This is a genomic window from Methylomonas sp. PHL2-19, assembly GCF_059331595.1.
Map to the genome: position 1 here is coordinate 3418148 of NZ_CP196839.1, position 23889 is coordinate 3442036.

18 protein-coding genes are annotated in these 23889 nt (G+C 50.2%); 6 read left to right on the forward strand and 12 right to left on the reverse strand.

Going from position 1 to position 23889, the window contains the following annotated elements; translation table 11 throughout:
- Positions 1–36: 36 nt before the first annotated feature.
- Complete coding sequence (locus ACR02O_RS15810) at positions 37–903, reverse strand: hypothetical protein (protein ID WP_192395307.1); 867 nt, start codon at positions 901–903, stop codon at positions 37–39.
- A 277-nt stretch (positions 904–1180) separates the two neighbouring features.
- Between ACR02O_RS15810 and ACR02O_RS15815 the strand changes: the two genes are divergently transcribed.
- Positions 1181–1621, forward strand: a complete 441-nt coding sequence (locus ACR02O_RS15815) for a tetratricopeptide repeat protein (RefSeq protein WP_445369555.1) — start codon at positions 1181–1183, stop codon at positions 1619–1621.
- 264 nt (positions 1622–1885) lie between these two features.
- On the opposite strand, the gene ACR02O_RS15820 is transcribed toward ACR02O_RS15815, so the two are convergent.
- The 3 genes from ACR02O_RS15820 to ACR02O_RS15830 are packed head-to-tail and all read right to left on the reverse strand — an operon-like array spanning position 1886 to position 4361.
- On the reverse strand, positions 1886–3085 hold the full coding sequence (locus tag ACR02O_RS15820) for a sensor domain-containing diguanylate cyclase (RefSeq protein WP_445369556.1): 1200 nt from the start codon (positions 3083–3085) through the stop codon (positions 1886–1888).
- Positions 3085–3954 carry an HDOD domain-containing protein gene (locus tag ACR02O_RS15825; RefSeq protein ID WP_458137718.1) on the reverse strand — a complete coding sequence of 290 codons (870 nt, stop codon included), beginning with the start codon at positions 3952–3954 and terminating at the stop codon, positions 3085–3087. The genes ACR02O_RS15820 and ACR02O_RS15825 overlap by 1 nt, the downstream gene beginning before the upstream one ends.
- Positions 3954–4361, reverse strand: coding sequence for a protein YgfX (locus ACR02O_RS15830; protein WP_445369558.1), 408 nt, complete (start codon positions 4359–4361; stop codon positions 3954–3956). The genes ACR02O_RS15825 and ACR02O_RS15830 overlap by 1 nt, the downstream gene beginning before the upstream one ends.
- Positions 4362–4462: 101 nt before the next feature.
- Between ACR02O_RS15830 and ygfZ the strand changes: the two genes are divergently transcribed.
- The 4 genes from ygfZ to ACR02O_RS15850 all read left to right on the forward strand — a co-directional run bounded on the left by ygfZ (position 4463) and on the right by ACR02O_RS15850 (position 9132).
- Positions 4463–5416 (forward strand): CAF17-like 4Fe-4S cluster assembly/insertion protein YgfZ, encoded by a 954-nt coding sequence (gene ygfZ / locus ACR02O_RS15835; RefSeq protein WP_458137719.1) that lies wholly within the window; start codon positions 4463–4465, stop codon positions 5414–5416.
- A gap of 14 nt (positions 5417–5430) precedes the next feature.
- The gene (locus tag ACR02O_RS15840) at positions 5431–6273 is read left to right on the forward strand and encodes an HDOD domain-containing protein (protein WP_494521987.1); all 843 of its coding nucleotides are present in this window, start codon (positions 5431–5433) and stop codon (positions 6271–6273) included.
- 13 nt (positions 6274–6286) lie between these two features.
- Positions 6287–7261 carry a COX15/CtaA family protein gene (locus tag ACR02O_RS15845; RefSeq protein ID WP_494521988.1) on the forward strand — a complete coding sequence of 325 codons (975 nt, stop codon included), beginning with the start codon at positions 6287–6289 and terminating at the stop codon, positions 7259–7261.
- A gap of 122 nt (positions 7262–7383) precedes the next feature.
- The gene (locus ACR02O_RS15850; protein WP_494521989.1) at positions 7384–9132 is read left to right on the forward strand and encodes a DEAD/DEAH box helicase; all 1749 of its coding nucleotides are present in this window, start codon (positions 7384–7386) and stop codon (positions 9130–9132) included.
- Between the two features lie 201 nt (positions 9133–9333).
- Here ACR02O_RS15850 and ACR02O_RS15855 read toward each other — a convergent pair whose 3' ends face one another.
- The 3 genes from ACR02O_RS15855 to ACR02O_RS15865 form a co-directional block, all read right to left on the reverse strand.
- On the reverse strand, positions 9334–9516 hold the full coding sequence (locus ACR02O_RS15855; protein ID WP_205454142.1) for a YbdD/YjiX family protein: 183 nt from the start codon (positions 9514–9516) through the stop codon (positions 9334–9336).
- 11 nt (positions 9517–9527) lie between these two features.
- Positions 9528–9842: a PilZ domain-containing protein gene (locus ACR02O_RS15860; protein WP_240348293.1), complete on the reverse strand. Its 315-nt coding sequence runs from the start codon at positions 9840–9842 to the stop codon at positions 9528–9530.
- 106 nt (positions 9843–9948) lie between these two features.
- Positions 9949–12246, reverse strand: a complete 2298-nt coding sequence (locus tag ACR02O_RS15865) for a DNA internalization-related competence protein ComEC/Rec2 (RefSeq protein WP_494521990.1) — start codon at positions 12244–12246, stop codon at positions 9949–9951.
- Positions 12247–12504: 258 nt separating this feature from the next.
- On the opposite strand from ACR02O_RS15865, the gene ACR02O_RS15870 reads away from it, so the two are divergent.
- Positions 12505–13824 carry a PepSY-associated TM helix domain-containing protein gene (locus ACR02O_RS15870; RefSeq protein WP_494521991.1) on the forward strand — a complete coding sequence of 440 codons (1320 nt, stop codon included), beginning with the start codon at positions 12505–12507 and terminating at the stop codon, positions 13822–13824.
- Between the two features lie 18 nt (positions 13825–13842).
- Here the strand turns inward: ACR02O_RS15870 and ACR02O_RS15875 are convergent, their stop codons facing one another.
- From ACR02O_RS15875 to ACR02O_RS15895, 5 genes are all read right to left on the reverse strand, one after another.
- Positions 13843–14703 carry an HDOD domain-containing protein gene (locus tag ACR02O_RS15875; protein WP_494521992.1) on the reverse strand — a complete coding sequence of 287 codons (861 nt, stop codon included), beginning with the start codon at positions 14701–14703 and terminating at the stop codon, positions 13843–13845.
- Positions 14696–19807 carry an EAL domain-containing protein gene (locus ACR02O_RS15880; RefSeq protein ID WP_494521993.1) on the reverse strand — a complete coding sequence of 1704 codons (5112 nt, stop codon included), beginning with the start codon at positions 19805–19807 and terminating at the stop codon, positions 14696–14698. The genes ACR02O_RS15875 and ACR02O_RS15880 overlap by 8 nt, the downstream gene beginning before the upstream one ends.
- A gap of 13 nt (positions 19808–19820) precedes the next feature.
- Positions 19821–20360, reverse strand: a complete 540-nt coding sequence (locus tag ACR02O_RS15885; RefSeq protein WP_033159321.1) for a YfiR family protein — start codon at positions 20358–20360, stop codon at positions 19821–19823.
- A 63-nt stretch (positions 20361–20423) separates the two neighbouring features.
- Complete coding sequence (locus ACR02O_RS15890; RefSeq protein WP_101052607.1) at positions 20424–22409, reverse strand: TOL_0244 family TonB-dependent receptor; 1986 nt, start codon at positions 22407–22409, stop codon at positions 20424–20426.
- Positions 22410–22798: 389 nt separating this feature from the next.
- Positions 22799–23866, reverse strand: a complete 1068-nt coding sequence (locus ACR02O_RS15895) for an SPM autocatalytic domain-containing protein (protein WP_240618024.1) — start codon at positions 23864–23866, stop codon at positions 22799–22801.
- Positions 23867–23889: the final 23 nt, after the last annotated feature.

Here is a 23889-nt window from a genome sequence, read left to right on the forward strand (position 1 = left end):
TAGCGCATCGCTTGCGAGCGATGCGCTATCGTTTGGTTATTTGACTTGCAAAACGCCGCCTTGACCGCTGCCGCCACCGCCTTGCACTTCTTGCGCCTTATAGTTTCTGAGCGACTGGACCATATTGTTATAAGCGTCAAAAAAGGCTGCCGCAGTCGCTATGCCTTCCGGAGTTCTGCTGTACATACCTATGCTGCCGCCCGCCGCGCCGGCAAAAAGCCCTCCCCATCCACCGAATGCGCCGCCGCCCGAGGTACTCATGTTATTTGCGGTGGCACTGCCTTGGGAAATGGCAATTTGCACCGTTGAACGAATATCGGTCAGGGTAAGCGCCACATCGGTGGTTCGAGTTTCCACGGCATGCGAAACTGCGCCGGCAATGGCGCCTAGACCGCCCAATCCGGCAGCGCCTAATCCGGCACCGATTAATCCGGCACCGATAGAGCCCTGTTGTCCGCCTGTCGATTCGTTAGCGACGATAATCTGCGGATCGAGTAGATAGTCAGCCGCAACACGTTGGCCTTTGTGTTGTTTTGAACCTGAGCGGTATTCTCCGGAGTTTCTTTGTTGATCGGTGATTCTATCCAGCATGGCACTGGTGCTCATATTGCCAATGCCGGTAATAATAAAACAATTGGATTGCTGTACCGCCAAGCGGATTAACGGATCAACCGTGGTAACCCCTGATGCACCCGAAAAACGCCCGTCGCTGACCGCCAAGGTACCCAATGGGCTTGCACAACGTTCCAACGACTTATTGGCGTTGACGCTGGTCGCGCCGCCGGCAGAACCAGAAACTAAATTTGAACTACCACCTGTCTGCAAGCCAGGCTGTTGCGCGCAGCCGGCAAAAGCAAAAACAGAGACCAGTAATGATAAATCTCGAATTGATTTAACGCTCATCCAAAAAACTCCAAAAAATTGCCATTCAGTTAATGGTGCCTAGCAAACTAAAAAATTCGAGCGATAATAGACCAAAACTTATAAAAAGAAAAAGGAAATACTCATGCATTCAAAAAAGCCTTTTTTGTCAACGCTATTTGTTTTATTCGTAGCGTTTGGCCTTGTCGCCTGTACACATCAAGAAAAACAAGTTAAGTCGGACACCATTAGAATTTGCGACGAAAATGGATGCGCGGACCGCCCGAAAGACTATGCCTCTTTTCAACCGGAGCCGGCGATGTCCGCCGAAGACAGCGCCAAAATCAAAGCACTTGAAGAACTGGCCGCAAACGATCCGCGCGCCGCTTACGATTTGGCGCTACGTTTCTTTAGAGCGGACGGCGTTCGTCAAGATACCTACAAGTCGATCAAATGGATGCGCGAAGCCGCCGAGAAAGGCAACTTCGATGCTCAAAAAGCACTGGGTAGGGTTTATTTGACTGGTCTTGGTGAAATGGGATCCGATCCGGGCGAGGCTGAAAAATGGTTGTCTATTACCGCCAACAAAGGCGACAAAGAAGCAAGCAGCTTACTTAAAGAAGCAGTAAAAGCGCGCCAATCGGAGCAAGCCGATTACCAATGGCGGAGACGATGGCAACAGATTTTTTATAACAACTGGTATTCCGGCTATCGCTACAATTGGTACTGGGGAACAGGACGCTGGTATTTGTATTATTGACCCTGCCCTTAAATGCCGTTCGCCAAAATGTACTTGAGGGCACTGAGCCCGTTGACAGTCACACCAGCTTGGGCTTCGACCAGCTCAGCCCGGACGGAATAACCGTTAATAAATAGGGCCGGATTAATACCAAGAATACGTAATTACCTAAAAATCAACTAGCGGACTGACAGACACTCCTGATGTCGTGCTGAGTGAGAAATTCAAATATTTTTAGTCACAACTTAAGGTTATGAATATCCCGAAGAACCATCCCAAATACTCTTACAACTGATCCGAGCAGGCTTCGCCGAATACTATCGTCTTATCTCGGCCGCTGGCTTTAGCTTGATACAACGCAGCATCGGCGTAATTAATCATTTGATCAATGTCTGGGGCTTGTTCGGATTGAATTAAATCGCTATTCAAGCAATATATGCCAATACTCAGGGTCAAATTAACCACCTCTTGATTGATAGACCATTCCAGGGTTTTGATTTCCTGACGAATGCGCTCCGCAAATGTTTTACCGCTATCGCAGCGGGTATTAGTAAAAATTGCTACAAACTCTTCGCCACCAAAACGTACCAGAATATCGGTATTACGCACTTGCCGCTTTAACGCTTTAGCTACACCGGTCAGCACTTGATCGCCGAACAAATGTCCGAAGCGATCATTAATGACTTTGAAATGATCGATGTCCATCACCAGCAAACAAAAACCGGTTTTGTAGCGCTTATGGTGAGCGATAACGACTTCGACTTGGTCATAAAAAAACCGCCGATTATGCAAGCCTGTTAACTGGTCATGCATGGACATACTGGCAAAATGATCTTTAAGTTGATTGGTTTCGGCAACCAAACTCTCCAACTCGGCCGTCCTGGAAGCAATTTGCTGTTCCATATGCTGAACCAGGCGCCTAGTGGTAATCAACTGACCAAGAATGTTTTTATAAACTTCCAACAAACGGATATGCCAATCGTTGAAATAATAGGCTTGCGGATGCGATACGTTTAAAACGCCAATCAGGGTGCGATTGAAAGTAAATACCGGCACACTGATAATTGAACCGGGCGATTGCTTCGAGTTTCCGGTTTTTTCGAATCGCTTATCTTCGTGGCAATTTTGACAATGCTGCAAAACACCGGTGGCCGCGGCAGCGCCAATCAAGCCTTCCCCTACTCTAAAGCGCAAAGAGCTATCCATATTTACTTCAGGAGCGCCAAGCTCGCCCGCACTAATGCCGGCAACATTGCTTAATAAGCCTTCGCTATCCACGATAAAAAAAGAGCACCGCTCCATATCTTGATATTGGATAAGGCTTGCCAAAGCTTGTCTGATAAGGGTTTTTTCATCATCGACTTGACAATCGATTTCGGATAACTGTTTCACTGCAGACAGCGCATTGACAAGATCTATCAGCAAATCCTGCACGCCGAAACCTGCCAGTTTCACATCTTGACTGTTTGCGCTAGGCTGGTTCATCAATTCCCCATGATGGCGGCAAGTTTTTGCATAGCGGGCTGATTTTCTGCCAGTTGTTCAGCAAGCTCTTGTATGTTACACAATGGACACTTAATCTGCCGGCATTCCGATTCAAACTCTTGCAGATTAATCGACTCCCCTGAAATCACGGTTACACTTAAGCGTTCACAAACCCTCAATAAAATCAGCAAGGGCAGTTCTATCCCTTCAAAGTCCTTATTTTCATAATTGTCTAATAGCACTTGGTACAAAACCGGCAAATGCCATTTACGCAATAAAAAATGACCGATTTGATAATGGCTCTGGCCCATTTGTCGAGAAATTCCCTGACTTACAGGCAAACCCGTTTTTTTGCATTCGACAAACACTTCATGCAGCTCTTCCGGCTGCAAATAGCCGAGCACCAATATGCCGATATTAAGAAGTAATCCACCGGAATAAATTGTCGATGGCGTAAATGCTCGCAATTGCGGAATTTCGATCGCCAGTTTTTGCGCGGATACCGCGGTGGTTAATGAGCGTATCCAAAAATACTCGGCGTCGAAACCTTGGCATTTGCGCGTATCAAATTGGACATTAAAAATAATTGCCTGTGCCAAAGCCTTCACCAAATCCAGACCCAAGACCTGAAAAATAGCGGTGCGAATATCTGAGACATTTCTGCCACGGGCGAAATAGGCCGAATTTGCTAATCCAAGCAATCTAGCAACTAAACCAGGCGATAACGATAAGGCATCCGCCAACTTTTCTATGGGTATGTCCGGCGTATTGATGACATCCAGAATTCGCAGACTCGCCTCGGGCAAAACCGGCAAGTTTTTCAGCGAACCGATTTGCAGTTCAATTGTTTGCTTCACACCGGCATTCATCAACCATGACCATAACCTGAAATAATTAAACAAACCGAGAGTTTGCGGTAATCGTCGTTACTCATTGCATCTTTTGGAATTATCATCGATTGACACCTCCCTTCATCGTGCACCCAATGCAGTGCGATCAGTAATCCACTTACCACAGTTGACGCTTGAATCTCGATAGAACTGTAGTGGTCGCCCGTTCCAAGCAGCGACCATCCATACTGAGGAGTATAGCGCAGATAAGTAACATCAATTTTGCCGAATGCCATATTGTTTCGCCAGCTTAGTAATACCAGCATCGTCAGCAAATATTTGTATGGCGAAGGTAGCGCGTTTAGCCAACATGCCGCCAGCGCCGCGCTGTGAATAGCGCTAACAACGAATCTCAGCGCCTTCGAGCGCTCCACTTTAAAATTCATGCTCTGTTCAAGATTTTTCGACACAATCGCTGCACCTTTTTCGAGCTAAGGTAAACTACCCTGCTAAATTATGTTCATGTATTCCTACAAACGTTGCCGCCATGCTTGAAGACCGCACAAATCACACAAACGCTTTTAGCGAACCCAATGCACTTGCTTTATCCAAAAAAATTTTCGCGTCCACCGGTCTTAGCCTTATAGAAGTCAGCGGTCAGGATGCCGCAAAACTGTTACAAGGCCAGCTGACGTGCAATATTAATGATTTATCGGCATCGCAAGCCAGTATAGCCGGATTCTGTAACGCCAAGGGCCGAGTCATCAGTACACTGTTGGTAGTTAAATCGCCAGCGTCTTTTTACCTGATATTGCCTGCGGATTTGCTCGACACGGTGTTAAAAAAATTGCGGATGTACGTATTGCGTGCCGATGTAACATTGCAGGATCAAACTGGAAACATGCATATTTTGGGCATATCGGGTTTTGCGCCTGAGATAGACGCTCCAACAGGCAATTTCGCTGTAGGGCAAATACCGTTAACGACCATTAAACTACCTGGCGCCCCGCGTTATTTGACACTGGGTACACCTGATCAGATCGATGAATTTGCCGGATTACTCAGTAGCCGATACGATTTCGAATCCGGCTGCCTGGACGAGTGGCGTTATCAAGACATCTCCACTGCCCTACCCTGGTTCGATATTAACCAATCGGAACAGCACATACCGCAGATGTTGGGTATTGACCAACTTGGCGGCATCAGTTTTAGTAAAGGCTGCTACACAGGCCAAGAAATCGTGGCTCGCAGCCACTATCTGGGCAAAGTTAAACGCGCGCTGTTTATCGCCGAGTGTCAGCCCTCAGCCAGCGGCGTGGTTAATGGCTGCAAGGTGTTAGACGGTATTTCTCAGCAAAGCATGGGGTGCGTATTGGCTAACGCGGTCTGGTCCGAAATAAACCGGGCGCTGGTGGTCTTGCAAATAGTTGATGGACTGCCAAAAAACCTTATACTTGATGACGACTATCGGACGCCAATCGCGATAATTTCGGATCAATAGCGGAAATTCAATCCATGCAATTCAAATCTGTTCAAGACTTTTTAGTCCATGTGCAAGCGGAACTGGACGCCAACCGATTAATCCTGCCTACCTTACCGGATGTAGCCATCAAAGTCCGCGATGCTGTGAGTAAAGGCGATGCCACCGCGCAAAGCCTGGCCGAGATCATCGCAACCGACGCCGCCATTTCCGCCCGTTTGATACAAGTGGCCAACAGCCCTCTGTATCGCGGCACCATGGAAATCAAAAATATTCAAATGGCCGTAACCCGGCTCGGTAACAACACTATTCGCACGCTGATTACCAGCTTGATCATGCAGCAAATGTTCACGCCCACCACGGCGCTACTGGAAGGCTATTTTCGCAGCACCTGGGAGCAAGGTGTGAACGTCTCGGCGATCAGTCGGGCGTTGGCCGCTTTTGTGCCGCATTTAAACGCCGACGAAGCGATGCTGGCTGGGCTCATCCATCAAATCGGTAAATTACCGATACTGACGCTGGTTGAAAAAATTCCGGAGTTTAGAGACAGCCCATCCCGTTTGGATAAGTTATTGGAAAAAGCCCACCCGCATGTTGGCAAACTGATCATGAACACCTGGAATTTCCCGGAAGAACTGAAACTGGTGCCGTCCGAATATGTGGATTTTCAGCGCAACTCCGGAGCCAAGGCCGATTACGTCGATTTAGTGCAAGTCGCATTTTTGCAAAGCATCGCCGGCACCGACCATCCAGCCTGCCGCGTCGACTGGAACACCGTACCCGCTTTTGTGAAACTGGGCATACAGCCTGATACCGAAATTCTGGAAATTGAAGGGGTCTCTGAAGAGATCGAACTCGCCCATTCAATGTTCCTTTGAGAATTGAAAGCACATGATAGACGCCCAAGACGCCGCCCGTTTTCGCCGCTTAGGCACACTGACCATCTTTGCTGTGTATTTCGTAATTCTGGTTGGCGGCATCGTCCGCGCCTCAGGAGCCGGCATGGGCTGCCCGGATTGGCCGACCTGCTTCGGGCAATGGGTGCCACCGACCCACGAGTCGCAATTGCCGGCTAATTATCACGAAATTTATGCGGCACGCGGTTATGAAAACACCGCCTTCAATCCGGTAAAAACCTGGACCGAATACACCAATCGCCTGGTCGGCGTGACGATTGGTTTTCTGATTTTTCTCACCGCCTGGACGTCGCGGGTTTATCTGAAAGCCGACAAAGCCATCTTTTACTTAGCGTTATCGGTATTCTTGCTGGTCGGATTTCAGGGGTGGCTGGGTTCGGCCGTGGTAGCGAGTAACTTAAAGCCCTTGATGATAACGCTGCACATGTTGTTGGCCTTATTTATCGTCGCGCTACTCATCTACGCGATTGCCAGATCGCAAAAACCCCTACTGCAAGCCATCGACAGCCATTGGCTAACGCCGCGATTTGCGTTGGTTTTAAAAATCGCCATGGCAATGACCTTGCTGCAAGTGGCAATGGGCACCCAAGTCAGGGAAGCGGTCGATTACATTGCTCATGAGCACAGCTATATCGACAGGCAATATTGGCACGATAGTTTTCCGATCATTTTTTATATTCACCGCTCTTTTTCATCGGTCATTTTGTTCACCAACCTGTGGCTGGCTTGGAAAATTTATCAACAAGCCGACAAACAGAGCCTGCTGTTGCGCACTGCTTATCTTCTAGTGGGATTGATCGTTACCGCCATTTTGGCTGGAGTCAGCTTGGACAGACTGGGATTTCCCGCCGTCGCTCAACCGGTACATTTGTTGATGGCTAATCTGATTTTCGGTGCGCAATTTTTCATCTTTATCTGCTTAAATTACTCGTCCAGAAAAGCAAACTGAACAAGCCAGGATTTTTACGGTAATTATCAATAAGTTAAGCAATATCAGACTAAGTTGCGATACAATGCCGGGCATAGCTAGCTCATGGCCGGCAACTCTCTTTTTTTCTACAGGTATTATTAATGTCCGACGCCCCTTCCTCCGCCACGCCTTCCTTTAAAGATTTATCGCTTTCAGACACCATTTTAAAAGCGCTGGAAAGTGTCGGTTACGAAACGCCTTCTCCGATTCAAGCACAGATTATTCCGTTCGTCATGGCAGGTCGCGACGTGTTGGGCCAAGCCCAAACCGGTACGGGTAAAACCGCTGCATTCGCCTTGCCGATTTTGTCGCGTATTAATCTCAATCAAAAAGACCCGCAAGCTTTGGTACTAGCCCCTACGCGCGAATTGGCGATACAGGTTGCCGAGGCTTTCCAAAGTTATGCCGCGCACATCAAAGGCTTTCACGTCTTGCCAATCTACGGCGGCCAGGATTACACCAGCCAGCTACGCCAATTGAATCGCGGTGCGCATGTCGTGGTGGGTACACCGGGACGGGTCATGGACCACATGCGTCGCGGCACGCTAAAACTGGATCAGCTTTCTACGCTGGTCCTGGACGAAGCCGACGAAATGTTACGGATGGGCTTTATCGATGACGTGGAATGGATTCTGGAACAAACCCCATCGACGCGCCAAACCGCGCTGTTCTCGGCCACCATGCCGACCGAAATTCGCAAAATTGCGCAGAAATACCTGAACAACCCCGAACAAGTCACCATCAAGGTTAAAACCGCCACTGCCGCCAATATTCGCCAACGCTACTGGTTTGTCAGCGGTGTGCACAAAATGGATGCGCTGACCCGTATTCTGGAAGCGGAAAATTTCGACGGCATGATTATTTTCGTCAGAACCAAAACCGCTACCATCGAAGTCGCGGAAAAACTGGAAGCACGTGGTTTTTCGGCATCGGCGATCAACGGCGACATGTCGCAAGCCTTACGTGAGCGGGCTATTGATAATCTGAAAAGCGGCAAACTGGATATTCTGATTGCCACAGACGTTGCCGCCCGCGGTCTGGACGTTGATCGTATTACCCATGTCGTCAACTATGACATCCCTTACGACACCGAATCTTATATCCATCGTATCGGCCGTACCGGTCGTGCCGGCCGTACCGGCGACGCGATTTTGTTTGTCTCGCCGCGCGAAAAACGCCTGCTGGCCAATATCGAGCAAGCCACCAAACAAAAAGTCGAAGAAATGCAATTGCCTTCCACCGACTTTATCAACAACGCCCGCATCAACCGTTTCAAACAGCGGATTACCGATACGCTAGCCGGCGAGGAACTCAGCTTTTACAACCAATTAATCAACCAATATCAGGTTGAGCATAATGTCCCGGCACTTGACATTGCAGCGGCGTTAGCCAAGTTATTGCAAGGCGATACACCTTTGCTGATGAAAGAACCCAGCAGAAAACCGCGTAAAGACGCCGATGAAAAAGGCCGTTCCGACCGCAATGATCGTAACGACCGCGGCCCAAGAAGGGAAAAAGGTCGCGTCGGCGCGGTAGAAATGGAAACCTTCCGCATCGAAGTAGGCCATGCCGACGGCGTGAAACCGGGCAATATCGTCGGGGCTATCGCCAACGAAACCGGTATAGACGGCGATCATATCGCCCGCATCAAAATCGAGGAGCACTACAGCACCGTAGAGCTACCCGCCGGCATGCCCAAAGACTTGTTCCAGGCCCTGAAAAAAGTCCGGGTAGTCGGTAAACCTTTGGATATTTCCAAATTCGACCCGGCTTTGGTGAAAAAAGACAAAAGTAAAAAGCGGGTCGGCTCACCATCAAGACGCGGCAAAAACAAAGACCAAGCCGAATAATCGTCCCCTCGGAATGGACTACAAAGGCTTAGGTTGGAAAACCTAAGCCTTTTTTATTGCCTTGCGGCTTGCAATGCCAAACTTGCGCCGTACACAAGTTCACCGAATTGCACCGGCTTTCTAAGACTGGACTATTTGAATGGAATAGTGAACTGCGGTTGGAATACTTTTTAGCACCAGCAACTCAAGCAACAATTAAATTCAGCAACACCGCTTGATGCCATTCCATTTCCGCTGCGTTTCAGCCGCAAAAAATCCTTTTCGACTTAACGGCGGAAACTGCCCGGCGTGATGCGCTTGCCAATGCAGCAAATAACGCTCATAAGCGGCATCGCCATTGAGGTGACCCCAGAATGACCGCACACACCGTATCAATCTGCTCATAGGGGTCTCGATTAATCTTTACGCTGCGGTGCCAGCTTAACGCATTCGAACATCAGATCGTCGAATTCGTCCTCGCTGTGCTTGCTCGGACTATATTGCAAACCGCATTCGCGATCTTCGCGGATATGCTTGATGTTACCGTGTATAGACATCGCCACCCGCGACTCCGGTAGTATGATGGAAATCCGCAATTCCGCTTCGTCCACAGCTTGACCCAGAGGTTCTTTCAAGCGAATTTTTATGCCGCTGTAACTCATATCGACGACTTGGCCGTCAATGATGATCTCGCCGCCGGGCGGAGGCGGTTCGATAATGATGTGCGCCACGAGTCCTTCCGGGTTAAAACGTATTCTGCTACGGTTTTCATTCTCCACTGCAATGCTCCATATTTTGATCCTCAGAGTATAGGCAGAAACGCCGACACGGCAAAATTTATCTGACATCAATACTCTGCCGATTCGGCGCAGGTGTTCGCCAATAGCGTTGCCGCTTGGCTCGCTCGGCTTTCGGCTTAATTGTTTCGGGCCCACTACGCACCGAAATAGCGCCCTGTTCGGCCGTATTCAACCAAGCCATGCCAAGCTGGCTATAGCGTTCGATAACCTGGCGATGCGGAAAACCAAAACGGTTTTGATAACCGGCGGGAATCAAAATAAGCGTGGGATTAACTTTTTCAAGCAAAGCCAGGCTTGATGAAGTTTTGCTGCCATGGTGCGGTGCCAACAATACGTCGCTGGCAAGTTTGTCAGCGTATTCGCGCACCAACCAGTTTTCGGCTGTTTGTTCGATGTCGCCGGTCAGCAAAAAAACCTGCTGTGCGGAGCTTACTTGTAATACGCAGGAGTTATCGTTATCACCGTTGAATCCACTTTCCGGTGGGGACAGCATCATAAAAGTAACTTCATCCCAACGCCAGGTTTGTCCGGCCCGGCAATACTCGCCGTGTTCGCGTGCGGCCCATTCAGGCACGCTGCTAACAGCCTTGTCGACCGGCAATTCGGCAAATATTGACTCCGCGCCGCCACTGTGATCGTTATCGCCATGACTAATCACCAAACTATCGACCCGAGAGATACCCTGCTCGCGTAAAAACGGCAGGACCACTGAATCGCCCATGTCGGAATATTCCGAATAACGTGCGCCGGTATCAAACACCAGAGTATGTTCCGCAGTTTGCACCACGGCTGCTAATCCTTGGCCCACGTCCAAAACAGTCAACCAAGCTTCACCGGGTTTCGGTTTTTCAACATCAACCAATATTAACGGCAAAAACAGTAACGGACTTAAATACCGGCATGGAAAGCCCCTTGGCGCTAACAGCAGGAGCACGCCGATGGCCGCCAAGCCAATCGCATACCACGGCGGAGGGAGGCAATAGATGCTGGCTAATGGTAGTTCGGCCATATGCGAAAGCACCCACCACAAGCCTTGCAACACATAATCCAGAACTTGCAGCAACAGCGCCCCGAACGCCGGCCAGATAAACAGTAACACTACCGCCAACAAAGCTGGCGGCACGATCAATATACCGATAACCGGCACCGCCAACCAATTGGCGACAGGCGATATCAACGATACCTGCTGAAAAAACACGACCAATAAGGGCGACAAGCCCACGGCCGTGGCCAATTGCGCGGCGCCGGCTTCGCGCCAATACGAAGGTCTGCCCAATCGGCCCGCCGACACGTAAATCAATAATGCCACCGCCACGAATGACAGCCAAAAGCCGACCGATAGCACGGCCAACGGATCGAACAGCAAGACAGCCAGCAACGCCAGCAATAAAACTCGCATCGGCGCGGTGTTACGCTGCCAAGCGATTGCTGCCAACGCCACGCTGAGCATCACCACCGCACGTAGAGTGGGCACCGAATAGCCCGCCAAACCGGCGTAAAACAGCGCAGCCAGCCAAGCGCACAATGCGGCGGCCCGTTGCGGCGAAATGCTTAATATCCCGGTCCAAGCCCACAGCCGTCTGCTCCAAAGGTAAATCAGGCCGGCAATCAGACTAATATGCGAACCGGAAATCACGATTAAATGCACCACACCGGTGAGTCTAAACACGCGCCATTGCTCTTGGGTGATTGCGTTTTGGCTGCCGATGGTCAATGCTTTTAGGACGCCCAACTGACCGCTGCCGGGCAAAGCAGCATCCAGTCGGTCAGCAATTGCTTGCCGACACCGAGCAAAATATTGACCGATACTCGGCGATAAGCTCACGATTTGCGGCGGCGGTTTGTCGCGCACATAACCTGCCGCACCGATATGGTTGGCAAATAACCACGCTTCGAAGTCAAAGCCGCCGGGGTTGAGGCGGCCGTGCGGCCTGCGCAACTTTACCCGAAACTCCCAGCCCTGCCCCGCAGCCAAGTTGAGCTTTGGGTAATACCAGCTCAGGCGAATTTTATCCGGAAAGTTGCCGGAGGGCGCCGTGACAATAAAATCAAAATTGGTGCGCTGCCCTTGTTGTTGCGGCAGACTGGCGATATAGCCTTGAATTTTCACTTCCTGGTTTTGATAGGTATCGGGGAGTTGTTGGGACAGCCGCCAGCTACCCAATAGACTCGCCCACAGCACCCCAGCCAGCAGCGCGAAAAATCGCCAATGGTGCCGATAAATCAACAACAAGCCGCTAACCACCAAACCGATAAACTCGAACAGACTAGGCAAGCGGCTGAACTGTTGGACAGCAACAATTCCGGCCAGAAATAGCAAACTGCTCAGATTCATCGCCTCTCCGACCTACATTTATCCTGTATAAAACGCCTCATATCTCTACCAATCAAACTCCGCCGCCCTGCGTATTTCACGCAGTCTAGCCGATTTTTTAAACTTGTCTGCGGCGCAACGGCTGCCATGGGCTGGTTGTTGTTGCATTAATCCTGCAAAATAGCCGGTTGCCGTGCCTGGCAAATGCTGTTTTTTAAATTGATAACGCCTACGCCGCCCAACAGGCGGGCTGTCGTTAAATCTCCGACTGTTTACCCCATGCAAGAAACCCATTACCCGCTGATTGTCCGCCCTCGCTTTATCCTGAATGCCCGCAAATGGTGGCGCTTGTGCCATGTTTATCTGGCACTGAGTTTGGGACTCATCTTCGCGCTGATCGGCTTGACCGGCAGTTTAAGTATTTACCGGGAAGAATTGGATAGCTTGCTCAATCCGCAATTGCGCGTCGATACCCCACAATCAACGGCTTTATCGCTGGACAAAATCGTCGCGGCGGTGCGTGCTGCCCATCCTGATCGCCACGGTGCCTGGACCTTGGAAATGCCGCGAGCACCGGACGGCATGATCACCGCCTGGTTTGAAAAGCCCAAGGAAAGCGTAGACGCCTTTTATGCGCCGTTGATGGTCTCGGTTAATCCTTACACCGGCCAGGTTGTCGACAGCCGATTATGGGGCCAAACCCTGACGACCTGGCTGTTGGATTTACATACCCAACTGCAATTGGACGGCTTTGGCCGAAATGCGTTGGCGGTTTTAGGCGGCTTATTAATGTTGTCGGTAATCAGCGGTTTGTACCTGTGGTGGCCGGGCTGGCACAAGGTATTGCGCGCCTTTTCGCTGCGCCACGATGGCGGCTTGATGCGGCTAGTATTTGATTTGCACCGACTACTGGGTGTCGCCAGTTCCGGCTTTTTAATGTTGCTGGCCTTCACTGGTTTTCATCTGGCCTACCCTAGCCTGCTGGAGAACCTGACCGCTGCGTCCGGCATGGGACATGGTGACGCCGGCCCCAATGTGCGCAGCAGCGCCATACCCAATGACAGGCCGACCAGTCTATCAGAAGCAATCCTCGTGGCCCGCGGACCGTTTCCCAGCTCGGAAGTCCGGCGAATTACCACACCGGTTGGCGAGCTGGGGACGTATCGGATCAATTTGCGGCAACTTAACGAGATCAATCAACACCACCCGTTCACGACCGTTTGGGTGGACCGCTGGAGCGGACAAATTCGCGATGTGCAAAACCCCAGCCAATTCTCAGCCGGACAAACATTTACCACCTGGCTTTGGCCGCTCCATACCGGCGAGGCCTTAGGCGAAAGCGGCCGCTTGCTGTGGTTTTTTGTGGGATTGACGCCGACATGCCTGTTTTTGAGCGGCTTATTACACTGGTTACACCGACATGGCTGGGTCGCGGATCGAGAAATCAACCTGAAACAGGCGACAGACGCGGCGACAACTGCTTGCATGACGACATTAAAACGCGCCGCCAAGGCAATTCTTAGGGTCGTGATCCCCGCTGCTAACCGTTTTTTGCAAAAAATCTACGGCCGAATCAGGCGGATAAAAAGACTAAAGTAGTGTTTTCAGCGCCACTTCTTAAGGAAATAGCACTTTCGCTAATTCCTGAGTTTTTAAATATTGGCTTTGCAGGTCGGCGAATATCTCAGCCTGACAGGCCGGGCTGATGCTCAGTTTCTCAAAGGCCGAGACCGGCCACGTCTCTTTTTCGTCGAACACACTACCCACCATATGCGTCGCAGCGCCAACCAAAGCTGCCTGCCGCCAATAGCTGCCTTGATAACCCGGATTACGATGGTAACGAATAATCGCCACCAACGCTTCGGGTATTCCCCAGGAAACGGTGAGATGCGCCCCGACTTCGCAATAATCGGTATGCAGCAATTTGCGTAAGGCTTGATTCAAGTCCAATTCGGGATTGGCTTGTTTAAAACGCAGGGCTTGGTGGGTTTCTTCGGGCATGATGTCGGCCATGCACAGCAAACCGATATTATGCAGAATGCCGCCGGTGTGCACGGTTTGCGGCAAGTGTTCATTGCCCCGCTCGGCCGCAAGCTCGTCGGCCAGCGCGCGGGCAGCGTGCGCCACCAGCATGGTACTGATCCAATAACGTTTGATATCGAAACTTCGGCAATCCCTGATATTAAACGGCTTCATCACCGCCAAACCGATACCGACGCCTCGGACAATATTCAAACCCAGTTTCAAACAGGTTCTTTCCAATGACGTCACCGGTTCGCTGGAGTTGTTAAACCACGCTGAATTGGCCAAGGCAATCAGTCGCGACGAAATCGTCGCATGCCCCGCCAGAATCTTGGCTAACCGGGCATAATCCAGATTATCGTCGGACAAGGCTTTGACCACTTGATGAACGTCGTGCGGCAGAGAAGGCAGCCGTTTAATATCTGCAAAGCGTTCCGGCAATTCAAGATCAGTCATAATTGTTTCGATGAATATCGTTATGGGCTGGTTTGGAGTGAATAAATTCCAGCCGGAAATCTTTGTCAAACATGGCCGGCACTTCGGCGGCGGTCAGAGGCTGACTAAACAAATAGCCTTGCACCACTTGGCAGCCCAAACCACTCATCACCATGGCTTGCTCTATCGTCTCCACGCCTTCCGCCACCAGCGAGAAATTCATCGCATTGGCCATGCCGATAATCGTACCGAGCAAAATCGGGGTTTGCGGATTAAACAACACATCCTGAACAAAGGTTCTGTCGATTTTCAGACAATCCACCGGCAACTGCTTCAGCGACGCCAGCGACGAAAAGCCGGTGCCGAAATCGTCTATCGCGATTTTCACTCCTATGCCCTTTAGTTTTTTAAATATCTCTAAGTCTGCCGAAGTTTGCATGGCACTTTCCGTGACTTCGATTTGTAAATAGTGAGCCGGCAATTGGGTATGTTTGAGGATTTCCCGCAACGTGAACGGGAATTGCGGATCGCGGAAATGGCTTGCCGAGACGTTGACAGCCGTGGTGAATAACGGCAGCCCTTGATTTTGCCAGGCAATTAATTGTTCGCAAGCCTGTTGAATAGCCCAGTCGCTAATTTTACCGATCAAACCCAAAGCCTCAGCCAAAGGAATAAACTCGCCGGGCCCCAACAAACCGCGCAACGGATGTCGCCAGCGCACCAAGGCTTCGAGACCTATCATTCGCCCATCCAACATACTTACCTGGGGCTGATAATACAATTGCAATTGCTGGTGCTCCAGCGCGTCGCGCAAGGTTTGCTCGTCTTGCATGCGCTTAATCGCCAGGCCCGTCATCTCCGGCCGATAGTAAGCGTAGCGCTGTTTGCCGGCGCTTTTCGCTGCGTACATGGCGGTGTCGGCGGCTTTCATCAAGTCGTGCTCGTTCTCGCCATCTTTTGGATAAATAGCAATACCGATACTGACGCGGGGCTTTAAATGGTGGGTATCCAAAATTAAAGGTCGGTTGATTTCCTGCAAACAGCGTTCGGCGATTTCCATGGCTTGAAATTCGTCGGTAATGCTGCTGGCGATGATACAAAATTCGTCTCCGCCCAATCGCGCAGCAAAGTCTTCTTCACGTACCACGCTTTGGATACGTTGGGCGATCGCTTTCAGAAATTGATCGCCGACGTTATGTCCAAAGCTGTCGTTGACATACTTAAATTCGTCCAGATCCAGAAATAAAAATGCAAACTCCAGCTTGCCGCGCGCCGAGGCTTTGATGGTCTGTTGAATACGCTTGTGATAATGCACACGGCTGGCCAGGCCGGTCAACTCATCGAAATACGCCAACTGATGGATGATTTTTTCCGATTGCTTTTGCTTGGAAATATCCTGCACCGTCCCGGTGACAAAACTCTGCTGTCCGCTGCTGATCATGGCCGTATCCTGGCGGACGCTGATGGGCGTTTCCAGATCCGGCCGCAAGCGGTACTCAACATACTCGACTTGTTCGCCCTGGGCAGCGGCTTCTATCAAGGTCTGCACTATTTTGCGGTCCGCAGCCTCAATTAAATTCAAATAGTTGCTGAGCTCTCCCCGAAAATAGTCGGCCGGCATTTGGCACATTTCCGCTAAAAACGGCGATATTTCGAATTTGTCCTGCCTTGGATCCCAAGTCCAATAGCCCAAACCGGCGATGCGTTGCGCAGCAGACAGTTGCTGCTTACTGTTGCGTAATTCCGCCGTGTCATGGCTGGAGCGCAGCAGAAAACGGATGTGATGAATCAACACCACATGATTAAGGGGTTTGATGATGAAGTCGGTAGCGCCGACCTTAAATGCCCGATTAATCGATTCGATGTCTTCCAAGCCGGTAGACATAATGATGGGAATGTCGGTCATGGCAGGGTTGGCGGACATGCGCCGGCAGGTTTCAAAACCGTCGATACCCGGCATAATCGCATCGACTATGACTAGATCCGGAATGGCCGTCTCCAGCAAGAGCAGCGCCGCCTCACCACTCTCGGCCTCCACGACGTCGAAACCCGAGGCTTTTAACTGTTCGCCGGTAATCAACCTGAAGTTCGGATCGTCGTCTATCAGTAAAATTCGCTTGGCTTCCAGCGCCAGGTCGGCTACCCGCTTATCCATGCCGGTTTGCGATGCATCGGGCTGCACTACGCTGGCATGGGCAATAGCACGCAACTCGGCCAAAGCCGCCGGCAATTGCGCCTCAAATTCTGCCAGCAGTGCCGGAATTGCTGCAAGATCCACTTGGCGACCGGCAGTTTCCAGCAATCGGCAGGTTTTAGACAAGTCCCTGGCACCCAGATTGGCGCTGGACGATTTGAGGGCGTGAGCCATATCGGCCAGCAAATCCGCCTGCCCATCGGTAGCGGCTTGTCTAAGTTTTTCGGCTGTTTCCGGCGCGGTTTGCAGATAGAGTGCGATGGCCTTGTTTAATAAACTTACCCCATTCGCATCGTAAATATCCCGAAGCTGAGCCAGATCGGCCTGGCAAATCGGTCCGGGGGGAAATTCGCCTGCCATCACTGGGTCTTGATATGCCAGCGGAGCCGGCTCCAGTGCATTATCCGCAGCATTGGGCAGCCAATTTATCAATAGATGGCGCAGTTGTTCTTTGCTGAACGGTTTACTTAAATAGCCGTCCATACCAACCATTTCACACTGATCGTGTATGCCTTTTTGTACATCGGCGGTTAAAGCGATAATCGGAATTCGGGTCGAGGTCGTGGCTTGTTCATGCTCGCGAATTTTGACGGTTGCCGAAAAGCCATCCATAACCGGCATATGACAATCCATCAAAATTAAATCGTAACGACGCCGGCAGGCGGCTTGCAACGCTTCCTGACCGTCTGCTACCACCTCCGCGATGCAGCCCATGCTTTCTAAGAAGCTTTTGACCACTTCCTGATTAACTAAGTTATCCTCGGCCACCAAAATGCGCCCGGATAACTTAATTTGCTCCGGTGTAACAGCGGATGGCGCCGTTTGCTCCACGGGTGCGAACGTAGCGATTTCCAGCAAGCAATTCAGCAGGCGTTGTTGAAAAACCGGTTTGTTCAAATAAAAGCTGATGCCGTATTCGTGGGTCAGGCCGGTTTTAATGCTGACATTTTCGGAGCTGAGCATGATCAACGGCAGCTTGGGAATACGCTGGTCGCGTTGAATGGCCTTGGCCAGCGTCAAGCCGTCCATTACCGGCAAATGCCAATCCAGCAGAGCAACTTGAAACGGATTATTTAAAGTAGCCGCCTCGACCAATAGCTTCAGCGCCCTGGGGCCGCTATCGACGGTCGTAACATGGGCGCCCCATAGCGAAACTTGATCGTGGAGTATGTCGCGGTTTATCGCATTGTCATCCACTACCAGGATGTGCAGACCTTCCAACGCGCTGGTGTCGGCACGTTCGATGTCGGTCTGGATGCCCAACCCCAATTCTAAGTCAAAGTAAAACCGGGAACCTCGACCGATATTACTTTCCAGTCCCAAACTACCGCCCATTAATTCGACTAATTGCTTGGAAATGGTCAAACCTAAACCGGTCCCGCCATAACGCCGGGTAATGCTGCCGTCGGACTGCGTGAAACTATCGAAAATTTCCGCCTGACGCTCAGCGGCAACCCCTATGCCGGTATCGATGACTTCGAATAATAATCTGACTTTATCGCGTGCTGTATTTTCCGGAACACTCACCTTAAGCTGCACATCGCCTTCTTCGGTAAACTTGATGGCATTGCTCAGCAGATTAACCAGCACCTGCCGTAATCGTTCCGCATCGCCCTGCACAATAAAGTGCATTTGGTGCGGCAGATTCAATATCAATTCCAGGCCTTTACGGTGGGCTTGCTCCGCCATCATTTCCACGGTGTCTTCCAATAAGCGGCGCAGATCGAACTCCTGAACGATCAACTGCAATTTGCCGGCTTCGATTTTGGAAAAATCGAGAATATTATTGATGATGCTGAGTAGCGAATTGGCGGAACGGTAGGCGGTATCGGCAAATCTGGTTTGCCGGTCGTCCAAACCGGACGACATCAACAACTCGGTCATGCCCAACACGCCATTCATCGGCGTTCTGATCTCATGGCTCATGGTTGCCAAAAATTGCGACTTGGCTTTACTGGCTTGTTCGGCTTGCTCTTTGGCGGAGAGCGCTTCGGCGATGCTGATACTCAGCTCTTGATTTTTTTCTTCCAATTGCTGGGTACGTTCGATAACTTGCCTTTCCAAAGAATCTCGGTGCATGGCTAGTTGATCGTCTCTGAACTGGATTTCGGCTAGCATGGCATTGTACACATCGGCTAAATCGCCGAATTCGTCGTTGCTGGTCTTGTTAATCCGATGCGAAAAACTCTTCTCATGTCCAACCGATTGCATGGCATCCATCAGTTTGAGTAGGGGCGCCAAAAATATTTGCTGCAATTTGGTGGTCAACATACCGATTAAGACCATGGTAAACACCACGATCAAACCCATAGTTGAATAAAACGCTTTTAATATGGCGTAGAAACCGCTTTGGTCATCCACCAAATGCAATACCCCTACGACGTCACCATCCAGTTCTATCGAACGGACAAAATGCAGATTATTGTCCTCATCGTATTTGAATACGTTTTTTTCCCCAGACTTACCGTCAATATTATTGGTATAAGGAAATAAGCGCTCATACCAATAAGCGAAAACTTCGCCGATAAAACCATATAGGCCTTCAGAACTAGGGAGGGATTGCGCATCGTTTAAAAGCGCGGAAGCTTTTTCCGCATCCCAATGACTAACACCCAGCTTTTGCGAGTGATAGTCGGCAAATAACTTACCTTGCTTATCATATAATTCGGCATTTAATATGCTGTCCCGGGTTTTCATACTATTCAGCATAGTATTAGCCGAGACCGTATCTTCAAAAACCAGCGCCGCTGAAATGTTCGATGCAATAATATTGGCAATTAATACCAGCTGCTGCTCGGTATCTTTCTTTTTTGCATAATATTCATTCACAACAATCGCAGTGCTTGCCGAAAACAGCGTCAACACAGCGATCAAAGTCATAATAAATACTAGCTTTATCTTGATAGGCGCATTATTAAACCATTTAAACATGCGATTATCTCTCCTAATTATCGCCGACAATTTTCGCTAAGCGCAAAAGGCTCGAACTAATCGTTAGCCCCGAGCTTTTAACCGTCGCAAGATTGATATGTAACTGTATTTTTCCATCGGTATTCACCATAGCCACCATGCCCCCCGATTCGATAAAATTGGCTTCTTCACCTATCGTCAACACCGGAAACTGCCTGGTATCTAAAAAAACTTGCGACAAAACACTATTGGATAATTCGCTTAAAAACAGAATATGACATTGATTTAAATTGCGTAACTTATCCGAATTAATTATTTTAATCACTCTATCTCCAACTGCTTTACCGCTAATTGAATCAAAAGATTGCAGTAATGCATTGTCTCCTACCAAACAAACCTGCAGGTTATTTCCGGAATTGGCAAACGCCTGCTCCGGCCATTGCGTAAAACGGGCAAAATTAAGCGTCAATGCGGCCAACACCGTATATTGCTCAAGCGCCAACGGCGCCGCGCAAGACGCGCTTGAACTAAATAACATTAATGCCAACAGATAAATTTTTATTGCGTTTTGCATATCCGTCGCAACAATAATCCAACTAAATAGAAAAAATGCAAAACAGTCTACCTGCCAGCGGCATCAGAAATTCCAACTGATTTTGCCGTACATACCCCTATCAATAAATGTTGGCAGTACCAGGTTTTCCTGTTGATATTCCAAGTGGCTATTAGTTAATAAGTTTTGGCCTACCAATGATATTTCCAGATCAGGTTCGGGGCGCCAGGCCAAGCGCGCGTCCATCGTCACATAATCGGGTATGTAACTGTTGCCGGAAGCTGTTGCTGCGGCATTGTTGCCGACGTAGCGAAACCAAACATCAAAGTCCAAATCCGGCCGTATATTCACCGCACTGCGTAAATTCATGCGCTGCTGCGGACTAATGCCCACCACCGCCATTGCGGTTTGCGGCACTTCGGTTTTAAGGAGGCTGTAATTGGCGTCCCACCGCCACCAGTCCAGCATTTGCCAGACAGTCGAGACTTCGACACCATAGGTCTTGGCTTTTAAATTATTACTAAAGGGTAAAGGCTGGACCAACACACCGCGAATAGGATCGAAATAAACGGCGCCTTGGGAAGCGTCGCGCATGTGCGCGTAATCGTTATAAAACGCCGTCACATCCACCGATACGGATTTGATCATGGTGGTGCGGTAACCCACTTCGTAAGCAATCACATCTTCGCTGCGCAAGCTTGTGTTACCCTCCAGCGCCAGTTCCACCGGTATAAAAAATGGCGATGACGGCGGCACAACCGCTGTCGTCAAGCGCATATTGGCTTCGCCGCGCGAGGGCGTGCGCACTGCTCTGGATACCCCGGCCCAAAGCCGATGATTCAGCGCCGGCGCCCACATTAATCGGGCGGTGGGCTGGCCTTCAAAGCCGGTGAAATCGTTATGTTCAAATTTGTTGCCCAAGGTCAACCACAGCGTTTGGTCTATCAATTCCATTTCATCCTGGACGAATGCGCTGAATAACTGATTTTTCCGGTGGGCAGGAGACATGCTGAATATAGTGCTACTTTCAAGGCGATCCGAGGTTAGTTGGTAACCCAGCCCCCAAATCAATTCATGGCTATCAAACAAGCCGAAGCGATGCTGAAAATCCAAGTCAAATGTATCCCGCCCTTCAGACATCCATTCCTCATTGCGCCGATAATAGTCGTAAAACAACTGTAGGGACATGTCGGACTGGGTGGAAAACGTGTGCTGCCAGCGACCCATGATATTGCCGCCGTAAGCTTCGGCTTTATCACGGAAAGTTGTACTGTAGGGCGCTAAAATACTGGGCTTAGACAACACTTGATTGAGATGACTGTGATAAAGATCGCCCTGAAATTTAAGTTCGTCTGCTGACGACAACTGAGAATCTATGCGAAACCCGCCCTGTACTTTGTCCCAATCGTCGCCGGCGCCATGGCCTTGGGCATTGGTATTTTGATCGCGTTTGAACCCCTTGGCATAAACCCGGCCCGTCGTATCCTCGCCCAACTTGCCGCCGTAGCGAAATGCGCCAAACCCCTGTTCCTCAGTACCGCCGCCTGCAGCCACCAGACCGCCCTGCGTTTTCGAGCTGTGTTTGGTGATGATGTTGATTACACCGTTTACCGCGTTTGCGCCCCACAGCGTCGCGCCAGGGCCTCTAATCACCTCAATCCGCTCGACATCCTCCATCATCACATCCTGGTTTTCCCAGTAGGTACCGGAAAACATGCGGCTATAAGTATTGCGACCATCGATCAATACCAGTAACTTGTTGGAGAAACGCGCATTAAAGCCCCGGGAACTGACCGCCCACTTGTTCGAATCGATACGCGCCACGTCAAGGCCTGGGGCCATGCGCAGTGCCTCGGGAATACTGGTCGCGCCCGTTCGTTTGATGTCATCGTTGGTAATGACAAATATCGCGGCCGCGGAATCGTTTAGTGCTTGGGCTTTTTTGGACACTGAAGTCACTTCAACATTCAGCAAGTCTTCCACATTCAGCTCAAGTGCGTCTTGAGATGCAGCCTGCAAGACGCAGGCGTGACCAGTTAATACAAAAAATCCGGCAATATATTTTTTCATAGGGTCTTATGAGCAGTACTTTGAGTCATTCAATCTTTATTAATCAGCAATCCCGGATACCTGGATTGCGACTCCGGCATGCGGTTTGACTATCAACCAGCCTTCATATCGACAGCGAGGGACATTCCCGCAGCTTGGGGGGCCTTATAGGCCGCGAAGGGAATCAGTCCGGATTCGCAGGAACAGCAATATTTGAGGATCGGGCTAACCATAAAGCATGGCGTGTCATGATCGTTTCGATATTGTTTTGCAATGTGGGCAAGTCTAGCTCAATTATCGAATTCAGACAGATGATGGGGCAGGCATGAGAGGCTTCCGTATCCATGCTCGGCCAAGCCGGAAAAAAATGCCCCGACTCGGCCGCAGGAAAATCATAGGAAATCTTTGTTTCAAGCCAGGAAATTAAGTTGCTGCACGCTGCCGGCTTGGCCTTGTTCGGTTAAATAAATACCGCTACTGGCAATTTCACCCAACGCTTGATTGGCGGTGTCTCTTAATTGAAACGGCGTCGTCAAGTGACCTAAGTAAATCGCGCCGACATTTTTATCACCCAGCGCCAATAATTGCTGCGACCCGTCATCATGCCGCTGCCAGATGCGGAGTTGTTTATAAACGGCATCGCCGGAGTCGATATACTGATTGTTATCGTCGTCATAAGCCGCTAAGTCTGCAAAGCCGTTGCCGCTGCGCGGACCGAACAATTCCGAACCGTCGTTGATCAGGCCATCCTGGTTTTTGTCCAATGCCAGCAGACCGCTGCCGGCTTTCAAACCGGCTATTTGATCCAAACGACCATCGGCATCGATATCGAATTGAAATCGGCTGCCGCTTAACTCTGCGGCATTGCCGTCGAAATTGATAACCAAAGGATCGGTTTTCACCGCGTCGCCGGCGCGGATACTGAGATTGGATTCGGTATAAAAGCTGCGGCTCATCGACATTGACACTGAAAAACTCAGCGTTTGCCCATCCCGGGTAGTGATACTACCTTCTGCGCTGAAATTAGTCGTTTCGCTTTCGAAATAAGACTCGGATTTTTGGTAGACCAGTCCATACCCTTCGCGCTCGGGGACTGATGTTGCCGGTGCTTGCTGCGGGGCCTGAATGGTCACAGAGTCGGCTTGCCCCTTGAGATCATCCGGTGCGAATAATTCAAAGTCGCGGCCGGTAATCTCCTTGACCATGCGTCTAATGATTTGCAACAGCAGATTATCTTTGGAACTGAGCGCCCTATCGGCATCCAGGGTTTGCGTAGCGGTTGCCGAAGTTTGCGCCGACCGGCTGAGATCAAGGGAATCTTGAATGACTTTGCGCGCGGTTTCGGGACGAGTCTTTCGCGCTGCATTGGGGGTATCTTCCGGCTTATCGATCCAGACCCGCAGCGATTCGTTGCGTTTGCTGATCTGTTGCGCTTGATGCTGACTTTGCAGGTGGACGGCGGAATTCTGGATAATCATGGCAACCCCCATAGCTCGACTGG